This is a genomic window from Streptomyces sp. NBC_00258 (assembly GCF_036182465.1).
GTDB lineage: Bacteria > Actinomycetota > Actinomycetes > Streptomycetales > Streptomycetaceae > Streptomyces.
In genome coordinates this window covers 7,693,014-7,718,574 of sequence record NZ_CP108081.1, presented here as the reverse complement: position 1 = coordinate 7,718,574, position 25,561 = coordinate 7,693,014, and the positions used below count along the sequence as shown (strand labels likewise).

At 70.3% G+C, this 25,561-nt stretch carries 22 protein-coding genes; 11 read left to right on the top strand and 11 right to left on the bottom strand.

The window, feature by feature from the left end; genetic code table 11:
• The first annotated feature begins 26 nt into the window (after positions 1-26).
• Entirely contained in the window at positions 27-926 is a 900-nt protein-coding gene (locus tag OG718_RS34375) for a ribokinase (protein WP_143632374.1), read from the top strand.
• Positions 923-1,315: a D-ribose pyranase gene (gene rbsD, locus OG718_RS34370; protein WP_143632375.1), complete on the top strand. Its 393-nt coding sequence runs from the start codon at positions 923-925 to the stop codon at positions 1,313-1,315. Before OG718_RS34375 ends, rbsD begins: the two co-directional genes overlap by 4 nt.
• A 247-nt stretch (positions 1,316-1,562) precedes the next feature.
• On the opposite strand, the gene OG718_RS34365 is transcribed toward rbsD, so the two are convergent.
• Positions 1,563-2,741: a serine hydrolase domain-containing protein gene (locus tag OG718_RS34365; RefSeq protein ID WP_328845988.1), complete on the bottom strand. Its 1,179-nt coding sequence runs from the start codon at positions 2,739-2,741 to the stop codon at positions 1,563-1,565.
• 131 nt (positions 2,742-2,872) lie between these two features.
• Here OG718_RS34365 and OG718_RS34360 point away from each other — a divergent pair, with 131 nt between their 5' ends.
• Complete coding sequence (locus tag OG718_RS34360) at positions 2,873-3,367, top strand: hypothetical protein (protein WP_143632377.1); 495 nt, start codon at positions 2,873-2,875, stop codon at positions 3,365-3,367.
• Positions 3,368-3,431: 64 nt separating this feature from the next.
• On the opposite strand, the gene OG718_RS34355 is transcribed toward OG718_RS34360, so the two are convergent.
• The 3 genes from OG718_RS34355 to OG718_RS34345 are packed head-to-tail and all read right to left on the bottom strand — an operon-like array spanning position 3,432 to position 6,606.
• The gene (locus tag OG718_RS34355; protein WP_143632947.1) at positions 3,432-4,229 is read right to left on the bottom strand and encodes a sugar phosphate isomerase/epimerase family protein; all 798 of its coding nucleotides are present in this window, start codon (positions 4,227-4,229) and stop codon (positions 3,432-3,434) included.
• Between the two features lie 44 nt (positions 4,230-4,273).
• Positions 4,274-5,452, bottom strand: coding sequence for a dihydrodipicolinate synthase family protein (locus OG718_RS34350; RefSeq protein ID WP_260694841.1), 1,179 nt, complete (start codon positions 5,450-5,452; stop codon positions 4,274-4,276).
• Positions 5,449-6,606: a Gfo/Idh/MocA family protein gene (locus OG718_RS34345; RefSeq protein ID WP_143632378.1), complete on the bottom strand. Its 1,158-nt coding sequence runs from the start codon at positions 6,604-6,606 to the stop codon at positions 5,449-5,451. Before OG718_RS34345 ends, OG718_RS34350 begins: the two co-directional genes overlap by 4 nt.
• A gap of 323 nt (positions 6,607-6,929) precedes the next feature.
• Here OG718_RS34345 and OG718_RS34340 point away from each other — a divergent pair, with 323 nt between their 5' ends.
• Entirely contained in the window at positions 6,930-7,982 is a 1,053-nt protein-coding gene (locus OG718_RS34340; protein ID WP_143632380.1) for a LacI family DNA-binding transcriptional regulator, read from the top strand.
• A gap of 409 nt (positions 7,983-8,391) precedes the next feature.
• Here the strand turns inward: OG718_RS34340 and OG718_RS34335 are convergent, their stop codons facing one another.
• Entirely contained in the window at positions 8,392-9,228 is an 837-nt protein-coding gene (locus tag OG718_RS34335; RefSeq protein ID WP_143632382.1) for an aldo/keto reductase, read from the bottom strand.
• Positions 9,229-9,390: 162 nt separating this feature from the next.
• On the opposite strand from OG718_RS34335, the gene OG718_RS34330 reads away from it, so the two are divergent.
• On the top strand, positions 9,391-10,323 hold the full coding sequence (locus OG718_RS34330; protein ID WP_328845987.1) for a bifunctional helix-turn-helix transcriptional regulator/GNAT family N-acetyltransferase: 933 nt from the start codon (positions 9,391-9,393) through the stop codon (positions 10,321-10,323).
• A gap of 134 nt (positions 10,324-10,457) precedes the next feature.
• Here OG718_RS34330 and OG718_RS34325 read toward each other — a convergent pair whose 3' ends face one another.
• The gene (locus OG718_RS34325) at positions 10,458-11,885 is read right to left on the bottom strand and encodes an alkaline phosphatase family protein (protein WP_328845986.1); all 1,428 of its coding nucleotides are present in this window, start codon (positions 11,883-11,885) and stop codon (positions 10,458-10,460) included.
• A 316-nt stretch (positions 11,886-12,201) separates the two neighbouring features.
• On the opposite strand from OG718_RS34325, the gene OG718_RS34320 reads away from it, so the two are divergent.
• Positions 12,202-13,002: a sugar phosphate isomerase/epimerase family protein gene (locus tag OG718_RS34320; RefSeq protein ID WP_143632386.1), complete on the top strand. Its 801-nt coding sequence runs from the start codon at positions 12,202-12,204 to the stop codon at positions 13,000-13,002.
• Positions 13,003-13,047: 45 nt separating this feature from the next.
• On the opposite strand, the gene OG718_RS34315 is transcribed toward OG718_RS34320, so the two are convergent.
• Complete coding sequence (locus tag OG718_RS34315; protein WP_186001006.1) at positions 13,048-13,404, bottom strand: ATP-binding protein; 357 nt, start codon at positions 13,402-13,404, stop codon at positions 13,048-13,050.
• Between the two features lie 229 nt (positions 13,405-13,633).
• Between OG718_RS34315 and OG718_RS34310 the strand changes: the two genes are divergently transcribed.
• The 3 genes from OG718_RS34310 to OG718_RS34300 are packed head-to-tail and all read left to right on the top strand — an operon-like array spanning position 13,634 to position 15,665.
• Positions 13,634-14,452: a helix-turn-helix domain-containing protein gene (locus tag OG718_RS34310; protein ID WP_328845985.1), complete on the top strand. Its 819-nt coding sequence runs from the start codon at positions 13,634-13,636 to the stop codon at positions 14,450-14,452.
• Positions 14,449-14,694 (top strand): DUF397 domain-containing protein, encoded by a 246-nt coding sequence (locus tag OG718_RS34305; RefSeq protein WP_328845984.1) that lies wholly within the window; start codon positions 14,449-14,451, stop codon positions 14,692-14,694. Before OG718_RS34310 ends, OG718_RS34305 begins: the two co-directional genes overlap by 4 nt.
• Entirely contained in the window at positions 14,694-15,665 is a 972-nt protein-coding gene (locus OG718_RS34300; RefSeq protein WP_328845983.1) for a hypothetical protein, read from the top strand. The genes OG718_RS34305 and OG718_RS34300 overlap by 1 nt, the downstream gene beginning before the upstream one ends.
• Before the next feature lie 294 nt (positions 15,666-15,959).
• Here OG718_RS34300 and OG718_RS34295 read toward each other — a convergent pair whose 3' ends face one another.
• The gene (locus tag OG718_RS34295; protein WP_328845982.1) at positions 15,960-16,757 is read right to left on the bottom strand and encodes a tetratricopeptide repeat protein; all 798 of its coding nucleotides are present in this window, start codon (positions 16,755-16,757) and stop codon (positions 15,960-15,962) included.
• A 233-nt stretch (positions 16,758-16,990) separates the two neighbouring features.
• On the opposite strand from OG718_RS34295, the gene OG718_RS34290 reads away from it, so the two are divergent.
• Together OG718_RS34290 and OG718_RS34285 are read left to right on the top strand one after the other, a co-directional pair.
• On the top strand, positions 16,991-18,802 hold the full coding sequence (locus OG718_RS34290) for a glycoside hydrolase family 3 protein (RefSeq protein ID WP_143632394.1): 1,812 nt from the start codon (positions 16,991-16,993) through the stop codon (positions 18,800-18,802).
• A 138-nt stretch (positions 18,803-18,940) separates the two neighbouring features.
• Positions 18,941-19,579: a hypothetical protein gene (locus OG718_RS34285; protein ID WP_260694842.1), complete on the top strand. Its 639-nt coding sequence runs from the start codon at positions 18,941-18,943 to the stop codon at positions 19,577-19,579.
• Positions 19,580-19,639: 60 nt separating this feature from the next.
• On the opposite strand, the gene OG718_RS34280 is transcribed toward OG718_RS34285, so the two are convergent.
• The 3 genes from OG718_RS34280 to OG718_RS34270 form a co-directional block, all read right to left on the bottom strand.
• The gene (locus OG718_RS34280) at positions 19,640-21,088 is read right to left on the bottom strand and encodes a S28 family serine protease (protein ID WP_306939978.1); all 1,449 of its coding nucleotides are present in this window, start codon (positions 21,086-21,088) and stop codon (positions 19,640-19,642) included.
• Positions 21,089-21,249: 161 nt separating this feature from the next.
• Positions 21,250-21,642, bottom strand: a complete 393-nt coding sequence (locus OG718_RS34275) for a hypothetical protein (RefSeq protein WP_143632952.1) — start codon at positions 21,640-21,642, stop codon at positions 21,250-21,252.
• 90 nt (positions 21,643-21,732) lie between these two features.
• Positions 21,733-25,467: an ABC transporter ATP-binding protein gene (locus OG718_RS34270; RefSeq protein WP_328845981.1), complete on the bottom strand. Its 3,735-nt coding sequence runs from the start codon at positions 25,465-25,467 to the stop codon at positions 21,733-21,735.
• Between the last annotated feature and the right edge of the window lie 94 nt (positions 25,468-25,561).

Genomic DNA, 25,561 nt, shown 5'->3' with positions numbered 1-25,561 from the left:
AACTCACCCCCACAGGGAGACTGTTCATGTACGACTACGACCTGCTGGTCGTGGGATCGGCCAACGCCGACCTCGTCATCGGTGTCGAGCGGCGGCCGGGCGCCGGGGAGACCGTCCTCGGCTCCGACCTGGCCCTCCACCCGGGCGGCAAGGGCGCCAACCAGGCGGTGGCCGCCGCCCGGCTCGGGGCGCGCACGGGACTGCTGGCCCGGGTCGGCGACGACGCGCACGGCCGGCTGCTGCTCGACTCGCAGCGGGCAGCGGGGGTCGACACGGCCGGGGTCCTCGTCGGCGGGGCGCCCACCGGGGTCGCGCTGATCACCGTGGACCCGTCCGGCGACAACAGCATCGTCGTGTCGCCGGGCGCGAACGGCCGCCTCACCCCGGACGACGTCCACGCGGCCTCGGCCCTGCTCGCGGCCTCCCGGGTGGTCTCGGCCCAGCTGGAGATCCCGCTGGAGACGGTCGTGGAGGTCGTACGCGGCCTGCCGACCGGCACCCGTTTCGTACTGAACCCGTCCCCGCCGCGGGAGTTGCCCGAGGAGGTGCTCGCGGCCTGCGACCCGCTGATCGTGAACGAGCACGAGGCGCGGGTGGTGCTCGGCGCCGACGCGGGCAGGACGCCCGAGGAGTGGGCCCGGGCGCTCCTCGCGCTCGGTCCGCGCTCGGTGGTCGTCACCCTGGGCGAGGAGGGCGCGCTGGTCGCCGACGCCTCCGGTACGGCCCGGGTGCCGTCCGTGAAGGTGAACGCCGTGGACACGACCGGCGCGGGCGACTCCTTCACCGCGGCGCTGGCCTGGCGCCTCGGCGCCGGGGAGTCCCTCGCGGACTCGGCGGCGTACGCGGCCCGCGTGGGCGCCGTCGCCGTCACCCGCGAGGGCGCGCAGGCGTCCTTCCCCACAGCAGAAGAGGTCGCCGCACTGTGAAGAAGGCCGGAATCCTGAACCGTCATCTCGCCGGGGCGATAGCCGAGCTGGGCCACGGTGACGGCGTACTGATCTGCGACGCGGGCATGCCCATCCCGGCCGGGCCGAGGGTGGTGGACCTGGCTTTCCGTGCCGGGGTGCCGTCCTTCGAGGAGGTCCTTGAAGGCCTGCTGGAGGAACTGGTCGTGGAGAGTGCCACGGCGGCGAAGGAGGTGCGGGAGGCGAACCCGGAGGCGTCCGCGCTGCTGGCCGACCGCTTCCCCTACGCGCTGACCCATGTCTCCCACGAGGACCTGAAGATCCTCTCGGCCGACGCCCGCCTGATCGTGCGGACCGGCGAGGCCCGCCCGTACGCAAATGTGCTGCTGCACTGCGGGGTCTTCTTCTGAGCCCCGGGGCACGAGTGCCCGGACAAGCTTCGAGGGAGCCCGGTCCGTCGACCGGGCCCCCTCGGTTTCCCCTCCCCCAAACCAGAACCCCCGCGATCCCCCCGGATCCCCCTCCAGAAGTCCTGATGCCAAGTACGACCCACGGAGGGCGGGGAGGGTTGCACGGTCTCTTGAGATTTTTTTGAGGTTCGACCGGACGTCCGATTCGAGGTCCGGTGGCACCTGGCCGGCCGGGACGGCCGAGGTCTCAGTCGCCCTCGGCGCGGACGCGGTCGGCGATGCCCAGGGTCAGCTTCTCCGCCTGGTCCTCCAGGTTCCACTTGCCGTCCTGGTAGGCGTGGTTGCTCACCCAGTACACGAGGACGCCGTCGCGCAGTGATCTCGTGAGGACCCCCAGCGACCAGTCGTTGCCGCCGTCGTGCCAGACGACCCGGCCTTCGGGGCTCTCGCGGACGGCCCAGCCGTATCCGTACCAGCCGTCGTCGGAGTCGGGCACCCGCACGCGGGGCGTGAACAGCTTCTGCCTGGCCCGCTCCGGCAGGACCGCGTCACCCGAGAGGGCCCGGTGCCAGCGGAACATGTCCTCGGCGGTGGAGAGCATTCCGCCGTTGCCTCGCAGGTTCCAGTACGGCCCGTCGGCGGCCCAGGGATGGTCGAGGGGCCTGCCCTTGCTGCGCCCCTTGCTGTCGTACTCCACCGCGACCAGGTGCCGCGGCCACCGGGGCAGTACGTATCCGGTCCGCTCCATCCCGGCAGGACCGAACAGCTGCCGGGCGAGGAACGCCTCGTAGCCCTCCCCGGACGCCTCCTCGACGATCGCGGCGAGCAGGCTGTACCCCGTGTTGGAGTAGTGGAACTCCTTCCCCGGGGCCGACTGCGGCTTCGACGCCAGGGCCTGGCGCACCATCTCGTCGCGGGAGACCGGGTCGTAGTCGTCGCCGAGCCCTTCGACCAGGCCCGATGTGTGCGTGAGCAACTGCTCGATGGTGATGTCCTTTTTGTCCTCGGGGACCGGGCCGAGGAACCGGCTGATCCGGTCGCTCACCCGCAGCCGTCCCATCACCTCCAGCTTCAGGATCGCGGCGGCGGTGAACTGCTTCGTGATCGACATGACGTCGTAGACCGTGCGGCAGCTCGCGGGGGTGCGCGCGGCGCGGTCCGCCGTTCCGAAGCCTCCGCAGTAGACGAGTTCGTCGCCGCGTGCTGCGATCACGGTCCCGCCGGGACCGGCCGGGACGGTCCGGCGGAGGAAGTCGGCGACCGACTCCCCGTCGCGCGCCTTCGCGGCGGGCCCGGCGGCCGACCGCTCCTCGGCGGGCCCTTTGGCGGGCCCGGCGGCGCGCTCTTCGGCGCACGCGCCCAGCGTCAGCAGGGTCGCCAGGGCGGTGACGGCAGCGGCAGTACGGCGGCAGCGGGGCTGACCCATATGAACCATGACCTCCAACATCGGGAATCCGCACCGAGGTTGACCGCCGCCGTCGCCGTTCCTCAAGCTGTCAGGGTGTTCGAGCTTGTGCGAACCCGTGTACGTCCAGCTCACCAGGGGGGACCACCGTCATGACCACCGCACCGCCCAGCCCGCCGGACACCGACGCGGCCGCCTTCGTGGCGGCACTTCGGCGCCTCAAGGCGTGGTCGGGCCTCAGCTATCGCCGGCTGGAGCGCCGGGCGGCGGAGGCGGGCCACTGTCTGCCGTACTCCACGGCGGCGACCATGCTCGGCCGGGAACGGCTGCCCCGCGAGGAACTGGTCGCCGCGTTCGTCGCGGCGTGCGGAGTCCGGGGCACCGAGGCGGAGGCATGGCTGGACGCCCGCACCGACATCGCGTGCGGGCCGACGCCTGCGTCTGTGCCGGTGCCTAAGCCTGCGGACGCCACGCCTGCGTCCGTGCCTGCGGTCGCCGCAGCCGCGTACACCAGGCCCCGGCGCACGCGGTGGACACTCGTCGCCGCGGCGGCGCTCGTCACCGCGCTCCTCGGCGGGGCGACGGTGTCCGGCGTCTTCACCGACGACGAAGAGGTGCACGAGACGCGGACGTCGGTCCGCCTGTGACGGGGTCACGGGCGGACCGACGTCCGCGGTCCGGGGGGGGCGTACGGAACGCTGCGGCCGTTTCTCAGGCCGCGTGTTCCACGAACCGTGCCGCCGTCTCCGCCAGCACCTCGCGGCCGTCCCTGGCCCACAAACCGTCGTTGAACAGCTCGACCTCGATGGGGCCGGTGTAGCCGGCCGCCTCGACGTACGCCTTCCACTCGCGCATGTCGATCGCGCCGTCGCCGATCTGGCCCCGGCCGTTCAGGACGCCCTCGGGCAACGGGGTCGTCCAGTCGGCGAGTTGGAAGGTGTGGATGCGGCCGCCCGCACCCGCGCGGGCGATCTGCGCGGGGGCCTGGTCGTCCCACCAGATGTGGTACGTGTCGACCGCGACGCCGACCTGGTTCGCGGGGAAGCGTTCCGCGAGGTCGAGGGCCTGGGTCAGAGTGGAGACCGCACAGCGGTCGGAGGCGTACATCGGGTGGAGCGGCTCGATGGCCAGCCGGACACCGTTGGCGGCCGCGTACGGGCCCAACTCCCCCAGGGCGTCGGCGATGCGCTCCCTCGCCCCGTGGAGGTCCTTCGAGCCCGCCGGGAGGCCGCCGGACACCAGCACGAGCGTGTCCGTGCCCAGGGTGGCCGCCTCGTCGATGGCGCGGCGGTTGTCGGCCAGGGCCTCGGCTCGCTCGGCCGGGTCGATGGCCGTGAAGAAGCCGCCGCGGCAGAGGGTGGTGACGGCCAGACCGGCGTCGCGGACCAGCTTGGCCGTCTCCTCCAGGCCGTACGCCTCGACCGGCGCACGCCACAGGCCGACACCCGGGACGCCCAACTCCAGGCAGGCGTCGACCAGTTCGGGCATCGACAGCTGCTTGACCGTCATCTGGTTGATGGAGAAGCGGGAGAGGTCGCCGAGAGGGCTCGTGCTCACTGGTTCACTCCGTACAGGGAGAGCAGGTTCTTCATACGGGCCTCGGCGAGTGCCGGGTCCGGGAACAGGCCCAGGCCGTCGGCGAGTTCGTACGCGCGGGCGAAGTGCGGGAGCGAGCGGGACGACTGGAGGCCGCCGACCATCGTGAAGTGCTCCTGGTGGCCCGCGAGCCAGGCGAGGAAGACGACGCCCGTCTTGTAGAAGCGGGTCGGGGTCTGGAAGAGGTGGCGGGACAACTCGACGGTGGGGTCGAGGAGTTCACGGAAGCCGCCCGTGTTTCCGGTGTCCAGGACGCGTACGGCCTCGGCCGCCAGCGGCCCCAGCGGGTCGAAGATGCCGAGCAGGGCGTGGCTGAAGCCCTGGTCGTCTCCCGCGATCAGTTCGGGGTAGTTGAAGTCGTCGCCGGTGTAGCAGCGCACCCCGTCGGGAAGCTTGCGGCGCAGGTCGATCTCGCGCTGGGCGTCGAGGAGGGAGACCTTGATGCCGTCGACCTTGTCGGGGTGGGCGGCGATGACCTCCAGGAAGGTGTTGGTGGCGGCATCGAGGTCGGTGCTGCCCCAGTAGCCCTCAAGGGCCGGGTCGAACATCGGGCCCAGCCAGTGCAGGACCACCGGCTCGGCGGCCTGGCGCAGCAGGTGGCCGTAGACCTCCAGGTAGTCCTCGGGGCCCTTGGCGATGGCGGCCAGCGCCCGCGAGGCCATGAGGATGGACCGCGAGCCGGACTCCTCCACGAGGGCCAGCTGCTCCTCGTACGCGGCCCGCACCTCGTCCAGGCTGTACGGGTAGCCGACCTCGGTGACCGGCAGCTGGTCGGTGCCGACGCCGCAGGCGATCAGACCGCCGACCGCCTTGGCCTCGGCCGACGAACGGCGGATCAGCTCGGCCGCGCCCGCCCAGTCGAGGCCCATCCCGCGCTGGGCGGTGTCCATGGCCTCCGCGACACCGAGCCCGTGGGACCACAGATGGCGGCGGAAGGCGAGGGTGGCGTCCCAGTCGACGGCGGCGGGCGAGTCCGGGGTGGTGTCGGCGTACGGGTCGGCGACCACGTGGGCCGCCGAGTAGACCGTACGGGAGGAGAAGGGGGCGCCGGTGGTGAGGGGCAGGGGTTCGGAGCGTGGGGTGTAGGCGCGCAGCACGCCGTCCGCATTGGGTAGTTGGATCTGCCCGTTCGTCACAGCGCGATCTCCGGTACGTCGAAACGGCGGCCCTCGGCCGAGGACTTCAGGCCCAGTTCGGCGAGCTGGACGCCGCGGGCGCCGGCCAGCAGGTCCCAGTGGTAGGGCGCGTCGGCGTAGACGTGCTTGAGGAAGAGCTCCCACTGGGCCTTGAAGCCGTTGTCGAACTCGGCGTTGTCGGGGATCTCCTGCCACTGGTCGCGGAAGGAGTAGGTGGCCGGGATGTCGGGGTTCCAGACCGGCTTGGGCGTCGAACTGCGGTGCTGGACACGGCAGTTGCGCAGCCCGGCGACGGCCGATCCCTCGGTGCCGTCGACCTGGAACTCGACGAGTTCGTCGCGGTTGACGCGGACGGCCCAGGAGGAGTTGATCTGGGCGATGGCTCCGCCTTCGAGTTCGAAGACCCCGTAGGCGGCGTCGTCGGCCGTGGCGTCGTACGGCTTGTCCTGCTCGTCCCAGCGCTGCGGGATGTGCGTGGCGGTCAGGGCCTGTACGGACTTCACGCGGCCGAACAGCTCGTGGAGGACGTACTCCCAGTGCGGGAACATGTCGACAACGATGCCACCGCCGTCCTCGGAGCGGTAATTCCAGGACGGGCGCTGGGCCGTCTGCCAGTCGCCCTCGAAGACCCAGTAGCCGAACTCTCCGCGGATGGAGAGGATGCGGCCGAAGAAGCCGCCGTCGATGAGCCGCTTCAGCTTGAGCAGGCCCGGGAGGAAGAGCTTGTCCTGGACCACGCCGTGCTTGATGCCGGCGGCGGTGGCCAGGCGGGCCAGCTCCAGGGCGCCGTCGAGACCGGTCGCCGTCGGCTTCTCGGTGTAGATGTGCTTGCCCGCGGCGATCGCCTTCTGGAGCGCCTCCTCTCGGGCCGAGGTCACCTGGGCGTCGAAGTAGATCTCGACGGTCGGGTCGGCGAGGACCGCGTCGACGTCCGTGGAGATGTTCTCCGGGTCCAGGCCGTGCTGCTCCGCGAGCGCCTTCAGGGCGTGCTCGCGGCGGCCGACGAGGACCGGCTCGGGCCACAGCACGGTGCCGTCGCCGAGGTCGAGACCGCCCTGTTCGCGCAGGGCGAGGATCGAGCGGACGAGATGCTGGCGGTAGCCCATGCGTCCCGTCACACCGTTCATCGCGATGCGCACCGTCTTGCGTGTCACGTGATTCCCTTCGTACGCGTCCCGCGCCGCGTACGCCCCACAGGTGGACCCCGGTACGTCCGGTGCACCCTGGTGAACTGGTGAGCGTCACAGCAAGCGCTTTCTATATGTAGAGAAGCTAGCCTCTGAGGAGCGGTCTGGACAAGACCGTGACGGGGATGAGTTGTTCGAGGGGGCGAACAACTGGGGGTTTCGGCCATAGGGTCTGCACGGAACCGTGCCCGTACGCCCGTGCGTGCAGGGGCTTGAGCGCCCATGTGTGCAGGGGCCCGGAACGGTGCACGAAGACGTACTACGAGATGCGCGACCGGAGGACGACGAAGATGACGGTGACCCTGGCGGACGTGGCGGCCCGCGCGCAGGTCTCGCCCGCGACGGTGTCGCGCGTGCTGAACGGGAACTATCCCGTGGCCGCCTCCACCCGTGAGCGGGTGCTGCGGGCCGTGGATGAGCTGGACTACGTACTGAACGGCCCCGCGAGCGCGCTCGCCGCGGCGACGTCCGACCTGGTCGGGATCCTGGTCAACGACATCGCCGACCCGTTCTTCGGGATCATGGCGGGGGCGATCCAGGGCGAGATCGGGGGGCCGGGGGGCCGGGCCGGCGGGGAGCGGCTCGCTGTTGTGTGCAACACCGGCGGTTCCCCCGAGCGGGAGCTCACGTACCTCACGCTTCTCCAGCGTCAGCGGGCCGCGGCGGTCGTGCTGACCGGTGGGGCCGTGGAGAACACCGCGCACGCGGAGGCCGTGGCGACGAAGCTGCGCAAGCTCGCGGCGGCGGGGACGCGGGTCGTGCTGTGCGGGCGGCCGCCGGCGCCGGCCGACACCGACGCGGTCGCTCTTACCTTCGACAATCGGGGTGGGGGGCGGCGGCTCACCGAGCATCTGATCGAGCTCGGGCATCGGCGGATGGGGTACATCGCGGGGCCGGAGGAGCGGACGACGACTCGGCATCGGCTTGAGGGGCATCGGGACGCGCTTGCGGCGCACGGCATTCCGGACGAGCCTGCTCGGACCGTGCACGGGCGGTACGACCGGCGGGCCGGGTACGAGGCGACGCTTGAACTGCTGCGTCGTGATCCGGAGTTGACGGCTGTTGTCGCTGCGAATGACACGGTTGCGCTTGGGGCGTGTGCGGCGCTGCGGGACTCCGGGTTGCGGATTCCGGATGACGTGTCCGTCGTGGGGTTCGATGATCTTCCCTTCAGTATTGATGCGGTGCCTGCGTTGACGACTGTGCGGTTGCCGTTGGCGGAGGCGGGGACTCGGGCGGGGCGGATTGCCATGGGGCGGGAGGAGGCGCCGCCTGGGGGGATTGCCACGATTCGGGGGGAGTTGATGGTGCGGGGGTCTACTGGCGCGCCCAAGAACTCCTGAGGCTCGGTGCGTCGGGTGCGGGTTGGGTGTGGCTTGTCGCGCAGTTCCCCGCGCCCCTAAAAGACGCGCCAGCCGTCTGTCGTCGGGTCGGGGCCGCGACGGGGCATCCGATCGCAGCTGTGTCATCCCGGGCCGATTGGGTGCCCTCGGGAGGTCGTGCTGCGATCGGAAACCCCGACACGACCCCTTGCGCCGGGGGGCGGCTGCCGCCGAGTGGGGCCGCGCCCCGTCAGGGGCGCGGGGAACTGCGCAGTCTTTTGGCTTTTAGGGGCGCGGGGAACTGCGCGATCGGCCCCCACCGGGCCGGCAGCCGACGAACGACCGCAGGCCCCACCCCCCAGGGGCGCGGGGAACTGCGCGGTCAGCCCCCGCCGGGCCGCGGTCAGGGCTCAGCCCGCCCGTGGAGGTACTACAGCGCGTCCAAGCGAACCCGTTGGCCCGGGCTGAGGTGGAGCCCGGCCGACGCGATGTTCTCCTCCAGGTGGGAGAGGCGGGCCGTGCCCGGGATGGGCAGGACGACCGGTGAGTGGCCGAGGAGCCAGGCGAGGGCGACCTGCGTGGGCGTGGCGTCGAGTTCGGCCGCGACCGCCGCGACCTCGGCCTCGTCCCCCGAGGAACCCCACGCCACGGTCCGCCACGGCAGGAATGCGATCCCCGCCGCCGCGCAGGCATCCAGCACCGGCTCATGCTCGCGGTCGAGCAGGTTGTAGCGGTTCTGGACGCTCGCGATGTCGACGATCGCCCGTGCCTGGTCGAGTTCGTCGACCGTGACCTCGGACAGTCCGATCCTGCCCACCTTGCCCTCGTCCCGAAGGTCCCGCAGCGCGCCGAGTTGGTCCGCGAGCGGCGTCGCCGGGTCGATGCGGTGCAGTTGGAGCAGTTCGATGCGCTCCACTCGCAGGCGGCGCAGGGCCCTGTCGACCTGGGACCGCAGAACCTCCGGTCGGCCGTTCAGTTCCCACTCGCCCGAGGCCGCCGACCGTTCGAGGCCGATCTTGGTGGTGACGAGCAGCCCGTCCGCGTACGGGTACAGGGCCTCGGCCAGGAGCTCCTCGTTGGCTCCCCCGCCGTACATGTACGCCGTGTCGATCAGTGTCACTCCGAGTTCGACGGCCCGCCGGGCCACCGCGATTGCTGCCTCGCGGGCGTCGGCCGGCTCGGTGGGCAGGTGCATGGCCCCGAATCCGAGCCGCCCCACCTCCAGGTCCCCGCCGATGCGGAACGTGCTCGATGTGGTCGTCGGCATCTACGAATCTCCCCCTCGATCGAACGGCCACGCTAACAGCGCCCGCAGACCGGAAAAACCCGTGCGCGCGGCGGACACAGCGGGCATAATCTCTGACTGAGTCAGCTATCCAGCCCGGTGTGCGAACCCCAAGGCAGGTGTCAAAGGCAGGTGCCGGACGTCATGATTCAAGAGATCCGTGCTTTCAACCGCTTCTACACGAACCTCATCGGCGCACTCGACTACAGCCGCCAGCTCCACGCCCCGTACACGCTCACGGAGTCCCGTGTGCTGTACGAACTCGCCCACTCGCCCCGTACGGACGCGGCCGACCTCCGCGGTGAACTCTGTCTGGACTCCGGGTACTTGAGCCGCCTGCTCGCGAAGTTCGAGAAGGACGGGCTGATCGAGCGGGCGCCGTCGGAGAAGGACACCCGGCGGCGCCGGATCACGCTCACGGCCCGTGGCCGGGAGACCGCCGATCTGCTGAACGAGCGCTCGCGGGAGGCCGTCGGCTCGCTGCTCTCCACCGTGCCTCCGGAGGACCGGCCGCGGCTCGCCGATGCCATGCGGGACATCCGCGAGATCCTTTCGGACGCGCGCCGGCGGCCGCCGCGTCGGGAGGACGTGCTGCTGCGTGAGCCGGGGCCCGGCGACCTCGGCTGGGTCGTGCAGCGCAACGCCGCGCTCTATGCGTCCGAGTACGGCTTCAACACGGACTACGAGGGCCTGGTCGCCCGGATCGTCGCCGACTTCGCCGAGGACCACGACCCGCACCTGGAGCGGGTGTGGATCGCGGAGCTGGACGGTCGTCCGGTGGGCTGCGTGATGTGCGTACGTGACGAGGCACCCGGCGCCGCCCGGCTGCGCCTCCTGCTCGTCGAACCGGACGCGCGCGGTCTCGGAATCGGCGATCAACTGGTGGGCGCCTGCGTCGAGTTCGCCCGCGGCGTCGGCTACCGGGAGATGGTCCTGTGGACGAATGACGTCCTGTCCTCTGCCCGTCGCATCTACCAGCGCCACGGCTTCGTCCTCGTCGACGAAAAGCCCCACCGCTCCTTCGGCACCGACCTCAACGGCCAGGACTGGCGCCTGGATCTGCACGGCGCCGGCTGAGCTGAGTTGAGCTGAGACCTGGCCGGGCGTTGTGTGGGGGCGCCCCCTGACGGGGCGCCCCCTCAGGGGCGCGGGGAACTGCGCGACCAGCCCCCACCGGCCCGCAGCCGACCAACCAGCTGCCCCCGACGGAGTCACACGTGCGGGCGTCGCCCTTTCTCCTGCTTCGGGAAAGACTGGCGGCCGCCAGGAAGCGTCGGCTTCGGCAGAGTCGCCACCTCCTCCTTCGCCCGTTCCAGTTGCTCCGCCGTGTCGTCCGGGAGGCGGGGCGCGCGGGGGCGGGTGCTGGAGAAGCGGAACGCTGACGTGAGGTCGCCGAAGGTCTCGCGGCGCCAGTCGCTGATGTTCGGTTCCTCCACGCCCGTGAAGCTCTCCAGGAACTGGAGGGCCGAGGTGTGGTCGAAGGCCTCCGATGCCACCCAACCGCCCACTGTCCAGGGTGAGATGACTATCGCCGGGACGCGGAAGCCGCCGCCGATCGGCAGGCCCTGGACGAACTCGTCCGCCGTGCCCGCGTGGGGAGTCGGCGGGGGCACGTGGTCGAACAGGCCGTCGTTCTCGTCGTAGTTGAGGATGAAGGCGGTCTTCCGCCACACCTTGGGGTTGGAGGCGATGGCCTCGATCTTCGATGCCACGAAGTCCGCGCCCGCGGCCGGCAGATAGTCCGGGTGCTCGGACTGGAAGCTCGTCGGCATGATCCAACTGACCGTCGGCAGGCGGTCGTTGCGGGCGTCGTCCTCGAAGGTGCCCTCGGGCTGGGGGCGTACGCCGCGCTCGTAGAGGTCCGAGCCCGGCTGCGCGTTCTTGAAGGACGCGAACTGCTCCAGCATGTTGCAGCCGTAGTCGTCGTCCTGCTGGTACACCTTCCAGCTGATCCCGGCCGCCTGGAGCCGCTCCGCGTACGTCGTCCAGCGGTACGGAGTCGGCGCCACGTTGCTGAGGATCGGGCCGCCCTGCTGCCCGCCGGGGTCGATCGTGCCCGTCATCCACATCAGACGGTTCGGCCAGGTCGGGCCGAACACCGAGCAGTAGTAGTTGTCGCAGATGGTGAAGGTCTCGGCGAGGGCGAACTGGAAGGGGATGTCCTCGCGGGTGTAGTAGCCCATCACGTACGGGCCGTTGACGCCGTCCGCCTTGCGGTGGGCCGGCAGCCAGCGGTCCATCCTGCCGTTGTTCCAGGCCTCGTGCTGGACCGACCAGGCGTGGCTGGTGGACGGTATCGCCTGCGCGCTCGACGTGCGTGTGTCGAGGTGGAAGGGCAGCAGATAGCCCTTCGGGTTCTCGGCGTCGGGCTGGTAGAAGACCGAACGGCCGTTGTCGAGCTTCAGCGCGTGCGGGTCCGCGAAGCCGCGCACCCCGGACAGCGTGCCGAAGTAGTGATCGAAGGAACGGTTCTCCTGCATCAGCATCACGACATGCTCGATGTCACGGAGCGAGCCGCGCCGCGGCGGTCCGGCCGCGACGGCCTTCTGCACGCTGGGCGGAAGGAGAGTGAGGGCCGCGGCGCCGCCCACCGCGCCGGCGGCGGAACCGAGGAGTCTACGACGAGTCAACTCGGGCATGATTGCCCCTTCTTGAGCCAATGAGCTCTGCGGAGTGGCGTGGGCCCGTGACGGAGAGCAGCGGGCCGCCGATCACTCTCCGCCCGGTTCGGCATGGCACATCAGGGGCACCCGGTGAACAAGTGAGAAACGGGTGGAAAGGGGTTGGCCAAGCCATGACATGCCAGGTCGGGGCATTGCCCGGCCGTTGCCGGGACTTGGCAGACGGATGGGCCGTACATGGGTCGAGGGCTTCGAGGCGCCACCTGGATTCGATCTCCGGAACCGTGCGGCACGCGGGAGTGACAGAAGACGATCGGCGGGTAGTGTCCGACTCATGAAGCTGGCCTTCTCCACCCTCGGCGTTCCCGGACTCCCGATCAGCGACGTGGTGCTCCTCGCCGCCACGCACGGCTATCACGGCGTCGAGCTGCGCACGCATCCCGAGGAGCCGGTCCACCCCGGCATGGACCTCACCGAACGGGCCGACGTGGCGGCCGAGTTCAAGGCCGCGGGCATCGAGATCCTGGGCCTCGCCGGGTACGCGCGCGTCGCGGCGCCGGGAGACGACGGCCCCGTGATCGCCGAGATCCGCGAGCTCCTCGAACTGGCCCGGGACCTCGGCGCCCCCTTCATCCGTGTCTTCCCCGGCGGCGGCCCCGACCAGAGCCCCGAGGAGGCCGACGCCACGGCCGCCCGGCGCCTGGGCACGGCCGCCGAGTACGCCGCCGACCTTGGCGTACGGATCCTCCTTGAGACCCACGACTCGCACCGCACGGGCGCCGACGCGATCCGCGTCCTCGGCCTCGTCGGCCACCGCCAGGCCGGCGCCCTGTGGGACGTCATGCACACCTGGCTCGGCGGCGAGCAGCCCCCGTCCACTTTCGCCGCGCTCTCCCCCCACCTCGGCTACATCCAGGTCAAGGACATCGCCTCCGCCGACGACACCACCCCGCTGCCGCTCGGCACGGGCGTCCTCCCCCTCACCGAGTGCGTCGAACTCCTCTCCCGCGAGGGCTGGGACGGCTGGCTGTGCTGGGAGTACGAGAAGCGCTGGTACGAGGCCGCGGCCCCGCTTGAGGGGTTGCTGGGAGCCGGGCGGGAGCATCTGTCGCGGTTGCTGAACGAGTCGGCGTAGGGCGGCGCCGCCTCGACCGGCACGCCGGGGCGCCCATAGGGGTGCCTACCGTGTGAGCACCCTCGCCCATACCGTCTTGCCGATCACTCTGCCTCTCAGCTCCCAGCTCTCCGCCAGGGCCGCCACGAGGGGCAGGCCCCGGCCCGACTCCGCCTCCAGGGGCGGCACTTGGAGTTCCGGGAGACGGGGCGACGCGTCGGATACCTCGATCTCCACCGCCTTCTCGCCGTCGTAGGTGAGGGCCACCTCGAAGAAGCGGTCGGGGACGCGGGCGTGGCGTACCGCGTTCGTCGACAGCTCCGAGACGATCAGTTCGATCGCCTCGGCCGCGCCTGTCGGGATCCGCCATTCCGTGAGTACGGACCTGGCCCCTCGGCGGGCCTCCGGTACGGAGCGGGTCACCGGTGTGAGCCTGCGTCGCCAGGTCCGGACTCGGAGGTCGCGGACGTCTCGGAAGTCTCGGAGGTTTACTCCGTCACTTTCTGTGTTCACATGAACACTTTCGGCCCTGGTGGCTACCGTCACCAGTGACCGAGCGTCGACGCCTCCGGCGGGCAACTGGGCCTGGGTGGGTGTTGATTGGCGTTGAGGCGTGTTGAGCACGGTGGCCGTGTGAAGGGGGAGGTTCGCGATGGCGCAACCCAAGAAGAACTCGTCGTCACCTGCCGCGCAGTATTTCGCGGAGGTGCTGCGGATGCTGCGCACGAAGGTGGGGTTGTCGCAGAACGAGTTGGGCGAACGGATGGCTTATACGGGGGCCGCCGTGAGCGCCGTGGAGACCTGCGCGAAACCGGCGACCGATGAGTTCATCGAGGCCGCGGAGAAGGCGCTGGATGCGGGTGGATTGATCGCGGCCGCGGCCAAGTATTTGCGACTGGAGCGCTATCCGGCCCACTTTCAAGGCATGGTCCAGCTGGAGCAGGATGCGCTGACGGTCTCCTCGTACTGCGTCCAGCTGATCCACGGGTTGTTGCAGACCGAGGCATACGCCTGTGCTCTGTATGACCACGCCGTTCCTCCGGTCGACCCCGAGGAGATCGAGCATCACGTTGCGGCCCGCATGGAGCGCAAGGCGCTGTTCGACCGCAAGCCTGTGGCAATGATCAGCATGGTGCTGGAAGAGGCCGCGTTGCGGCGGCACATCGGCGGTGCGAGCGTGATGGGGCGACAGTACGAATACCTCGTCGAATGCGCCACGCGCCCCAACCTGGCGCTGCAGGTGATGCCCATGGGGCGGGCCGGACATGCGTGCCTGGCCGGTCCGATGACGGTCATCGAGACCCCAGAGGAGGTCACTCTGGTCTACTTGGAGGGGCAAGGAAACAGCCACTTGGTCTCCAAGCCCGACGAAGTGGGAGTACTCGCGCGGCGTTATGCGATGATCCGAACACAGGCCCTCAACCCCGAGGAGTCCGTGATTGTGATCGAGCAGCTGGCGGGTGAACTGTGAGCAACTTGACCTGGTTCAAGAGCAGTTACAGCGACAACACCGGCGGCGAGTGCGTCGAAACCGCCTTCACTTGGTTCAAGAGCAGCTACAGCGACTCCAGTGGCGGCGAATGCGTAGAGGTGGCCACCACCTCCGCCATCCACATCCGTGACTCCAAAGACATCGCACGCCCCTCCCTTCACGTCTCCCCCGCCGCCTGGGGCGTCTTCATAGCCGAGGTAAGGAACAGCCCGCAGTCCTGATGCTGATCCGCGAAGCCCTCCGCACTCTCCGTCTCACCTGGCGGCCCCTCTACCTGTTCACGCTCCTCGTCACCGGCCTCGCCACCCTCGTGGGAAGCGCCGTCGTGGGGGCCGGGTTCCTCCTGTCGTGGGGGACGTTCGAGGAGGTGCGGAGGAGCGCGGACCAGGATGTCGCCTACGAGGACCCCATCGCGGCGTACATCGACGGGACGATGGAGAACCTGCAACAGGTCGGCGCGGGCGTCACGGTGCTGCTGCTGGCCCTCGCCGCGGCCGTCCTCGCCGTGCTGCAGACCGCGTACACCGTGGCCTTCGAGCACACGTCGGAGGAGGGTCAACAGACCCTGACCGTCCGTGTGTTGTGGGCGCGCATGCGTCCGCACATCGGCGTCGCCTACTGGGTGCAGTGGCGGATCTGGCTGCGCGTCGGCGTGGTCGGATTCCTGGCGCTCGCGGCCTCGGTCGTCGCGGACTCGGGGGTCGTGCCGGGGGTCGAGCGGACGAGTGTGGGTGAGACCGCGACCTGGCAGTACCGGCTCGTGGGCGGGGTTCTGCCGATCACCGTCGCGGCGCTCGGCCTGCTGGTGTACTTCCGCCACTGCGTGGCCACCGCCGCGCTGGTGACCGAGAACTCCTCTTCCAAGGCGGCGGTCCGACGTGCCTGGGCGCTGACGAAGAGAGCGCCCTGGAAGACGTACGGCATCGGTCTGCTGCTCGCGGCCGCCGTCGCACTCGCCTTCGTCGTCCTGCGGTACGCGGCGGCTCCCGCCGCGCACGTGCTGGGCCTCGGCATGTTGTGGCTGAGCGACGACAACCCGTACATCACAGGGGTGCTGGTGCTGATCACGCCGACGGCGGTGGCCCTGCTCCTGCTGCCGTTGGTGGTTCTGCCGCTCGTGTGCTCGGTGGTCGCCGTGCTGTACCGGGACCTCAGGGCTCGGGAGCCTCGCGTCGTCGCGCCCGTGGCGTGACGCCGGCATCGGCCCACAACGACCGCAATCGAGCGGCCCAAAACAGCACCACACCAACCCCGTTGTGCACTCCCGTGCCCGCCCGTACCAATTTCCGGGAATCGGTGGAATCAGGGGAACCCATCCTCGCCACCCCCCGTCCAACCGGCATGCTGCCGGATGAGTCACCGCAGTGCGGTGTCGGCCTCGCTGCTGGCTGCGATCGCTGACTTACCCTCTCCGCCGCCTGCGGCCGGCAGCACGCCGTCATCGGCGCGCCCCCCTCCAACAGCGCCGATGGCGGCCCCTCGTGTGTCAGGCACTCCGTACGTGGGCCAGCAACTGCCGGACGTGTCGGGTCGCGGGGTGGTCGGGCCCCAGGTGGCGTTCGCTGTCGGTCAGGGTGTGCGCGAACAACTGCGCGCCCATCTCCCCGTTGCCCGCCTTGTGGTGGGTGTGGGCGAGGTTGCCTCGGGAGAGGAGCGTGTACGGATGGCCGGGGCCCAGCGTGCGTTCACGGTCGGACAGGGTCCGCTCGTGGAGGGGAATGGCCTGGTCCGGCGCGTCCGTCAGTTCGTGGGCTCGGGCCAGATTGTCCCGGCATTGCAGGGTGAGCGGGTTGTCGAGGCCGAGGACACGCTCACGGCCGGCCAGGGCGTCTTCGTAGAGCGGGATTGCGCGGGCCGGGTCGCCGGCCGCCTCGTGGCCGCCCGCGAGGTTGTTCCGGAAGGTGAGGGTGTCGGGGTGGTCGGGCCCCAGGACGCGTTCCCCGTCGGCCAGGATCTGTTCGAACAGCCGCACGGCGCGATCCGCGTGTCCCGCCTGCTGGCAGGCACCTCCGAGGTTGCTACGGGCGCGCAGGGTGTCGGGATGGCCGGCGCCCAGCGTGCGTTCACGGTCGGACAGGGTGCGCTCGAACTCCGACACCAGGTCGTCGGCGGGTGGTGGTTCCTCCACCGGACGGTTCTCCACCGGACGGTCGTCCAGCGGCCGGTCCCCGTCCGCCCGGTGCGTGGGTAACCCCTCCGCCGAACGGTCCTCCGCCGCCCGTTGCAGCTCCTCGCGGAGCGCGTTCATGGTCTCGGCGCATTCCGTGCGTGGCACTTCGGACATGGCGTCCGTCCCCTCGTCTGCCGGTCTTCTGCCCTTCGTCTGCCGCCGGTTCAAGCGTACGGCGAGGGTCCCGGAGGACCCTCGCCGTAAGAGCTCAAGCGGGGTGTATCCGCCGTGTCGGCTGTCCGCGCTATTGACTGGCAGAAATTTCCCGGATATCCGTGACTCCTTGGAAGTTTCCTTCATACTCGCCCCTCCACGGGCCCATCGGGCCCTCTCCGGAAGGAGCGCACGTGCACACCTCCAGACGTACGCTGCTCGCGGCGACCGCGGGCGCGGCGGCGGTTGTCGCCGTCGGCGGTCCGGCGTCGGCCGAGGACGACGACACCGCCAGGCACGACGACAAGAGGCTCCGGGCCCTGATCTCCCGTATGACGCTCGAAGAGAAGGTCGGGCAGCTCTTCGTGATGCGGGTCTACGGGCACTCGGCGACCGCGCCCGACCAGGCCGACATCGACGCCAACCTCAAGGAGATCGGCGTACGGACGGCCGCCGAACTGATCGCGAAGTACCGGGTCGGCGGGATCATCTACTTCGGGTGGGCGCACAACACCCGTGACCCGCACCAGATCGCGGACCTGAGCAACGGCATCCAGAAGGCCTCGCTGGCACAGTCCCGCGGGCTGCCCGTCCTCATCTCCACCGACCAGGAGCACGGCATCGTCGCCCGGGTGGGCAAGCCCGCGACGCTCTTCCCTGGTGCGATGGCCCTCGGGGCCGGCGGCTCGCGCACGGACGCCCGTACGGCGGGGCGGATCGGCGGTGCCGAACTGCGTGCGATGGGCGTCCGGCAGGACTACGCGCCGGTCGCCGACGTAAACGTCAACCCGGCCAACCCGGTCATCGGCGTACGGTCCTTCGGCGCCGACCCCCAGGCGGTGGCGGGCATGGTCGCCGCGCAGGTGAAGGGGTATCAGAGCGCCGGGGTCGCCGCCACGTCCAAGCACTTCCCGGGGCACGGGGACACCGAGACCGACAGCCACTACGGCTTCCCCGTCATCGAGCACACCGAGGCGCAGTGGGCCGAACTCGACGCGCCGCCGTTCCGCGCTGCCATCGCCGCCGGGATCGACTCGATCATGACCGCGCACATCATGGTCCCGGCGCTCGATCCGTCCGGCGATCCGGCGACCCTCTCCCGGCCCATCCTCACCGGCATCCTGCGCGAGCGGCTCGGCTACGACGGGGTCGTGGTGACGGACTCGCTGGGCATGGAGGGCGTTCGGACCAAGTACGGGGACGACCGGGTGCCCGTGCTCGCGCTCAAGGCCGGCGTCGACCAGCTGCTCAACCCGCCGAAGCTGGACGTCGCCTGGAACGCGGTCCTCCAGGCCGTCCGCGGTGGCGAGCTGACGGAGGCGCGCCTCGACGAATCGATCCTGCGGGTGCTGCGGCTGAAGGCCAAGCTGGGGCTGATCAAGGATCCGTACGTCACTCGGCGCGGAGTGGACCGGGTCGTCGGGATCCCGTCGCATCTCAAGGCCGCCGATCGCATCGCCGAGCGGACCACAACTCTGCTGGTCAACTCCGGGGGTCTGCTGCCGCTTTCTCGTCGTACGCATCGGAAGGTGCTCGTCGTCGGGGCCGATCCCGCCTCGCCGTCCGGGACCACCGGGCCCCCCACGACCGTGCTCGGCGCCGCGCTGACCGAGCTGGGCTTCACGGCGACGGTCCTCTCCACCGGCACGGCTCCCACCGACGCGACCATCGCGAAGGCCGTCGCGGCGGCCCAGGACGTGGACGCGGTGCTCGTGGGGACGTACAACGTCACCGCCGCCTCCAGTCAGCGGACGCTCGTGAACCAGCTGCTCGCCACGGGCCGTCCGGTGGTCGCGCTCGCCATCCGCAATCCGTACGACGTGGCCCAACTGCCCGATGTGAAGGCCTACTTGGCGGCGTACTCCTGGACGGACGTCGAGCTGCGCGCCGCAGTGCGCGTGCTCGCGGGGCGCGCCGACCCGGTGGGCGAGCTGCCGGTGCCGGTGCAGAAGGCGGACAAGCCGACGGAGGTGCTGTACCCCGTCGGGCACGGTCTGAGGTACTAGGGCCGGCCTACTGGGCCTGACGTACGGGACCTACGCCGCACACCCGGCGCACCGCCCCCAACTGACGCAAAGCACCCCGTACGCCTGGCGGGGCCCGCGGCGACGGGTCACGCTGGGCGGGGGATCGGGGGAAAGGCCATGCGCGATGTACGGGGCGTGGGAGCACGTCGTACGGGGATGGTGTGCGCGCTGCTGATGCTGGTGGCGGCGCTCATGGGATGCCAGCAGTCGTCCGGGACCGAGGAGCGCAGGCTGGACGAGACGACTCCGGCTCCGACGCGGGCCTCGGGATACGGGGTGGTGTTCCTCGCCATCGACGAGTGCAGTTCGTTCGGGCGCGAGTCGTTCACCGAAGTGCCGTGCACCAGCGAGAAGGCGGCGGCACGGGTGGTCGCGCGGCACGACGGGAAGGTCGGCGAGGGGCCGCCCTGCCCCGCCACCACGGACTTCGTGCTGCACATCAGCGAGCAGAAGCCCTCGGCCGACGAGGACGGCGACGGCGCGGTCCCGCAGGGCTACGCCTGTATGCGCAATCTCGAGGCCCCGCACCCGGGCGACCCGGGCGGCGGCGGAGGCCCCCGCACCATCGTGGGCGACTGTGTCTACAGCGCGGGCGAGGGCGAGGTCCGTGAGACGTCGTGCGACAGCACGGGCAAGAAGGCGCCGGAGTTCAAGGTGACCGCGGCGGTGGAGAAGCGCACCGGCTGCCCGCCCTCGACGGCGTTGTACGTCCAGCTGGGCGGGCCGAAGCCGGTGGGCTGCGCCCGCCCGGTGTAGCCCCGGGGTTTCCCCGAGGACTCCACCGGACGGGCGCGGCAGGGCTGTGGCGTCGGCCGGTTACGGCCTGAGCTGGCGCTCCACCTTGCGCTTGTCGAGCTTCGAGTCGTACTTGGCCAGCGGCTTCGCCTTGTCCGGGTTCGCCTGGACCGCGGCGGAGGCGACGCCCGCCCACTCCAGGATCCGGGCCGTGGCGAGGGCCTTCTGGTCGGCGACGAGACCCGCGACGTTGGCGCCGTGGTTCATGCCGGGGGCCGTGAAGACGTACGAGTCACGCGCACCCTTGCCCAGGCGGAACGGCTCGGCACCCCACGGGTCGTTCTGGCCGTACACGAACAGCATCTGGTTCGCGTTGCGCTTCACCCACGCGTCGACGTCGTGCATGACGCCGGGCTGGAACTTCATGGAGATGTCGCGCGGCACGAAGTTCCGCGGCGGCTGGTAGCCGTACCGGATCAGCTTCTTCTCGATGTGCGGGAAGCCGATGGTCGGCGCGCCGAGCTGCGTACCCGCCTGGTAGTAGTACGGCGTGTACGGCTCCAGGCCCTGGTCCGTGTAGAAGGAGAAGCCGGAGATCGTGTCGACCGACGTCCAGATCTCCTCGTCGGTCGCGGTCTTCGCGTTCGCCGGGATCGATTCGCAGTCGGCGAGGGTGCTGTACTGCCAGAAGCCCCAGACGTAGTCGAGGACGACCGCCTCGTAGGCCTTGTCCAGGCTGCCGACGGTGTTGAAGGTGTAGCCCTCGGCGGCGGCCACCTCCTTGTACTTCTTCTCCAGGGCCGTACGGCGGACGAGTGCCTCGCGCTGCACCGCGTTCAGCCGGGTGCGGCACTCCTTGGTGCCGACCTTCGCGAAGAACCGGTCGTACGCCGAGTCCTCCTTGTTCACCACGTCGTTGGGGGCGACGTACGCGACGACGCCGTCCATGTCACGCGGGTAGAAGCGCTCGAAGTAGGTGGCGGTCATGCCGCCCTTCGAGCCGCCGGTGGAGACCCACTTCTTGTCGTAGACCGGCTTGAGGGCCTTGAAGATGCGGTGCTGGTCGCTGGCGGCCTGCCAGATGTCCAGCTTGGTCCAGTCGGCCGGCGCGGGCCGGGACGGAGTGAAGTAGCGGTACTCCATCGAGACCTGGTTGCCGTCCACGATCTGGGTCGGCTCGCGGCGACTCGGGGTCGTGGAGACGTTGTAGCCGCCGGTGTAGAAGACCGTCGGGCGGGACGTGTCCTTGTGCAGCACGGTGATCCGCTGCTGGAAGGTGCCCTTGGACGGCTTCCGGTGGTCGACGGGCTGGGTGTAGTTGAGGACGAAGAAGCGATAGCCCGTGTAGGGCTTCTCCTCGATCAGGCTCATGCCCGGTATCGCGAGGAGCCGGTCCTTGATGTCCGCGGCGTCGTCGGTGACGACGTTCGTGCCGGTGGCGTCCGGCTGGGCGGCGGTGGCCGCCCCGGCCGTGCTCACAGTGCCTATCAGCACCACGAGTGACAACAGCCATCTGAGCGTCTTGCGCATGCGTTCTCCCCTGAATACGCAGATGTCCGCCGGAACCTAGCGGAGCAACTGCTGTCGCACCAGGGGATGTTGGGTGCATTACGGACAGGATGGCACGAAGATCGCGTAACTCGGCCGGGGAGAGTCCGCTCGGCGGAGAATCCAGCCGGCAGAGAATCCGGTCAGCAGAGAATCCAGCCCGTGCTCACCGAGCCCGAGCCGACGGCGCCCTTGATCCACACGCAGCGGTTGCCGGCGTGCACCTTCACCGGGCCCGCGTACTTCTTGAACATCCCGTCGTTGGGGACGGCCTGGTTCCCCCAGGCCCGCACGCTCACCATCATGTACTTGCGGGCGCCCACCTTCTTGGGACGGGTCACCGCGCAGACGTAGCCGCGCTTCTTGTAGACCTGCACGTATCCGGTGGAGAAGGTCACCGTGCGCACCTTCCGCCCGGGGCACGGGCTCGCCGCGGACGCCTCACCCACCCCGGGGCCCGCGAGCGCCAGCAGCCCCGACGCGGTCACCAGGGCAGTACCGAGCGCCAGGCGTCGGCGTATCACGCCCATGTCCACTGGTGTCCCTTCCACGGCCCGCAGCAATCGGCGTACTGATGTACGGACGCATGACGTACGGCGAATGGTTGCGCGGAAAGGGCTACCGGGTCACCTCGGCGTACTGACGGTCGCGGCCTCGTCCTGGTCGGGCTCCCCCACGAACGTCCGCCACAGTTCCGCGTACCGGCCGTCCCGTGCGAGCAGTTCGTCGTGCGTGCCGTCCTCCGCGACCCGCCCGTCGGCCATGACCACGACCCGGTCCGCGCGCGCCGCCGTGGTCAGGCGGTGGGCGACCACCAGCGTGGTGCGGCGGCCCGCGATGCGGTCGGTGGCCTGGTTGACCTGGGCCTCGGTGGCCAGGTCGAGGGCGGCGGTGGCCTCGTCGAGGAGCAGGATGTCCGGGTCGACGAGTTCCGCGCGGGCCAGCGCGATCAGCTGCCGTTGCCCGGCGGAGAGGTTGCGGCCGCGCTCGGCGACCTCGTGGAGGTAGCCGCCGTCCAGCGTGGCGATCATGTCGTGCGCGCCGACCGTGCGGGCCGCCGCCTCCACCTCGGCGTCGCTCGCGTCCGGACGGCCGTACGCGATGGCGTCCCGGACCGTGCCCAGGAACAGGTACGCCTCTTGCGGGACGACGCCCAGACGGTGGCGGTACGACGTGATGTCGAGGGAGCGCAGGTCGGTGCCGTCGACCGTGACCCGGCCGCCGGTCGGGTCGTAGAAGCGGGCCACGAGCTTGACGAGAGTCGACTTTCCGGCGCCCGTCTCGCCGACGAACGCGACGGTCTGCCCGGCCGGGATGCTCAGGGAGACCTCGCTGAGGGCCTCTTCTGCTTCGTCGGCGGAGCCGTACGCGAAGTCCACGTCCTCGAAGGCGATCTCGCCCCGCAGGGACAGGACTTCGAGCGGCTCGTCGGCGGCCTTCGTCGACGTCGGCTCCTGGAGCAGCTCCTGGATCCGGCCGAGCGAGACGGTCGCCTGCTGGTAGCCGTCGAAGACCTGCGAGAGCTGCTGCACGGGGGCGAAGAACAGGTCGATGTAGAGGAGGTACGCCACCAGCGCACCCGTGGTGAGGGTGCCCGCGTCGACCCGGCCCGCGCCCACGATGAGCACCGCGGCCGCCGCGACCGACGACAGCAGCTGCACGAACGGGAAGTAGATCGAGATCAGCCACTGGCCGCGGATACGGGCCTGGCGGTAGCTGTCGCTGCGCTCCGCGAACCGCTTGCCGCCGGCGCCCTCGCGGCGGAACGCCTGGAGGATCCGCAGCCCGGACACCGACTCCTGGAGGTCCGCGTTCACCACGGACACCCGCTCACGGGCGAGTTCGTACGCCTTCACGCTGGACCGGCGGAAGAAGAACGTGCCGATGATCAGCGGCGGCAGCGTCAGGAAGACGACCACGGCAAGGCCCACGTCGATCACCAGCAGGGCGACCATGATGCCGAAGAAGGTGACGACCGAGACGAACGCGGTGACCAGGCCCGTCTGGAGGAACGTGGACAGCGCGTCCACGTCCGTCGTCATCCGGGTCATGATCCGGCCGGTCAACTCGCGCTCGTAGTAGTCGAGTCCGAGGCGCTGGAGCTGGGCGAAGATCTTCAGACGCAGTGAGTACAGGACGCGCTCGCCGGTGCGTCCGGTCATGCGGATCTCGCCGGTCTGCGCCACCCACTGGACGATGACGGTCACCAGGGCGAGGGCGGACGCGGCCCAGACGGCGCCGAGGGCGACCTCGGAGACACCCTGGTCGATGCCGTGCCGGATCAGGACCGGCAGGAGCAGACCCATGCCCGCGTCCACGGCGACCAGGCCGAGGCTGACGAGCAGCGGAAGCCCGAAGCCGCGCAGCAGACGCTTCAGGCCGTACGACTCCTCCGGCGTGACCGCGCGTGCCTCGTCGATCTCGGGAATGTCGGTGGCCGGGGGCAACGCGTCGACCTGGGCGAGGAGTTCGGGGGTCGCGGGCGATCCGTCGAGGGCGGTGTCCTTGGGCTCGCGGTCCCCCGTCCACAGGTGTGGGGTCACGCCCCGCTCGGCGTCGAACTCGGCGTCCAGTTCGTCCCGGACGGAGGTGTCCTCCTGCGGACAGGTCGGCCGGGCGTGACCGGGTGAAACGCCGCCCAGCTCGTCCGGGTCGGTGAGCAGACGCCGGTACAGCGGTGAGCGTTCGGTCAGCTCACGGTGCGTGCCGATGTCGGCGAGGCGGCCCTCGTCGAGGACCGCGATGCGGTCGGCGAGGTTCAGGGTGGAGCGGCGGTGGGCGATGAGGAGCGTGGTGCGGTCGGCCATGACCTGCTTGAGGGCCTCGTGGATCTCGTGCTCCACGCGGGCGTCCACGGCCGAGGTGGCGTCGTCCAGGACCAGCAGGCGGGGGTCGGTGAGGATCGCGCGGGCCAGGGCCACGCGCTGGCGCTGGCCGCCGGAGAGGGTGAGGCCGTGCTCGCCGACCGTGGTGTCGTAGCCGTCGGGCAGGGCGGCGATGAAACGGTCCGCCTGGGCGGCCCGGGCCGCCTTCTCGACCTCTTCCTGCGTGGCCTCGGGGCGGCCGTACGCGATGTTGGCGCGGACGGTGTCGGAGAAGAGGAAGGAGTCCTCGGGGACGAGGCCGATCGCGGCCCGCAGCGAGTCGAGGGTCAGCTCGCGCGCGTCGTGGCCGCCGATGAGGACCGCGCCCCTGGTCACGTCGTAGAAGCGGGGCAGCAGCAGGGAGACCGTGGACTTGCCGGAACCCGAGGAGCCGACGACCGCGAGGGTCTCGCCCGCGCGGATCTCGAACGAGAGGCCGTCCAGGACCGGGCGGCTGTCCTCGTAGGCGAACGACACGTCGTCGAACTCGACGGTCGCGGGGGCGTCTGCGGGCAGCGGTTTCGTGCCGTCCTTGATCGACGGCTCCGTGTCGATCAGCTCCAGGACGCGTTCGGCGCCGGCGCGGGCCTGCTGGCCGACCGTGAGGACCATCGCGAGCATCCGGACGGGGCCGACGAGCTGGGCGAGGTAGGCGGAGAAGGCCACGAAGGTGCCGAGGGTGATCTGGCCCTTGACCGCCAGCCAGCCTCCGAGGGCCAGCATGGCCACCTGGCCGAGGGCCGGGACCGCCTGGAGCGCGGGGGTGTACTTGGAGTTCAGGCGGATCGTGCGCAGACGGCCCGCGAAGAGCTTGCGGCCGATCTCGCGCAGCTTGCCGGTCTCCTGGTCCTCCTGGCCGAAGCCCTTGACCACGCGTACGCCACTGACCGCGCCGTCCACGACACCGGCCACGGCGGCCGCCTGCGCCTGGGCGTACCAGGTGGCGGGGTGGAGCTTGGAGCGGCTGCGCTTGGCGATGACCCACAGGGCCGGGGCGACGGCGAGGGCGACCAGGGTGAGCGGCAGCGACAGCCAGGCCATGATCACGAGGGAGATCAGGAAGAGCAGTACGTTCCCGACCGTCATCGGGAGCATGAACAGCAGGCCCTGGATGAGCTGGAGGTCGCTGGTCGCGCGGCCCACCACCTGGCCGGTCGACAGCTCGTCCTGGCGCCGGCCGTCGAGTCGCGTGATCGTCTCGTACATGTCCGTGCGCAGGTCGTGCTGGACGTCGAGCGCGAGACGGCCGCCGTAGTAGCGGCGGATGTAGGTGAGGACGTAGACGACGACCCCGGCGCCGATGAGCATGGCGGCCCAGGGGGCCATGCCCCGCGTGTGGTCCCCGACGACGTCGTCGATGATCACCTTGGTGACCAGCGGGACCAGTGCCATGACGGCCATGCCCACGAGCGAGGCGCCCAGCGCCAGCACGACGTCCTTCGGGTACCGCCAGGCGTACCCGGCCAGCCGTCGTGCCCATCCCCGCTGCGTCGCCACGAGTGCCTTCCATCCGTCCAGTCGATCCTGATCGTCCGGAAGGCACCAACGCGGACGGGAGGGGATTTCATCCCTCCGCAACAATCGGGGCGGT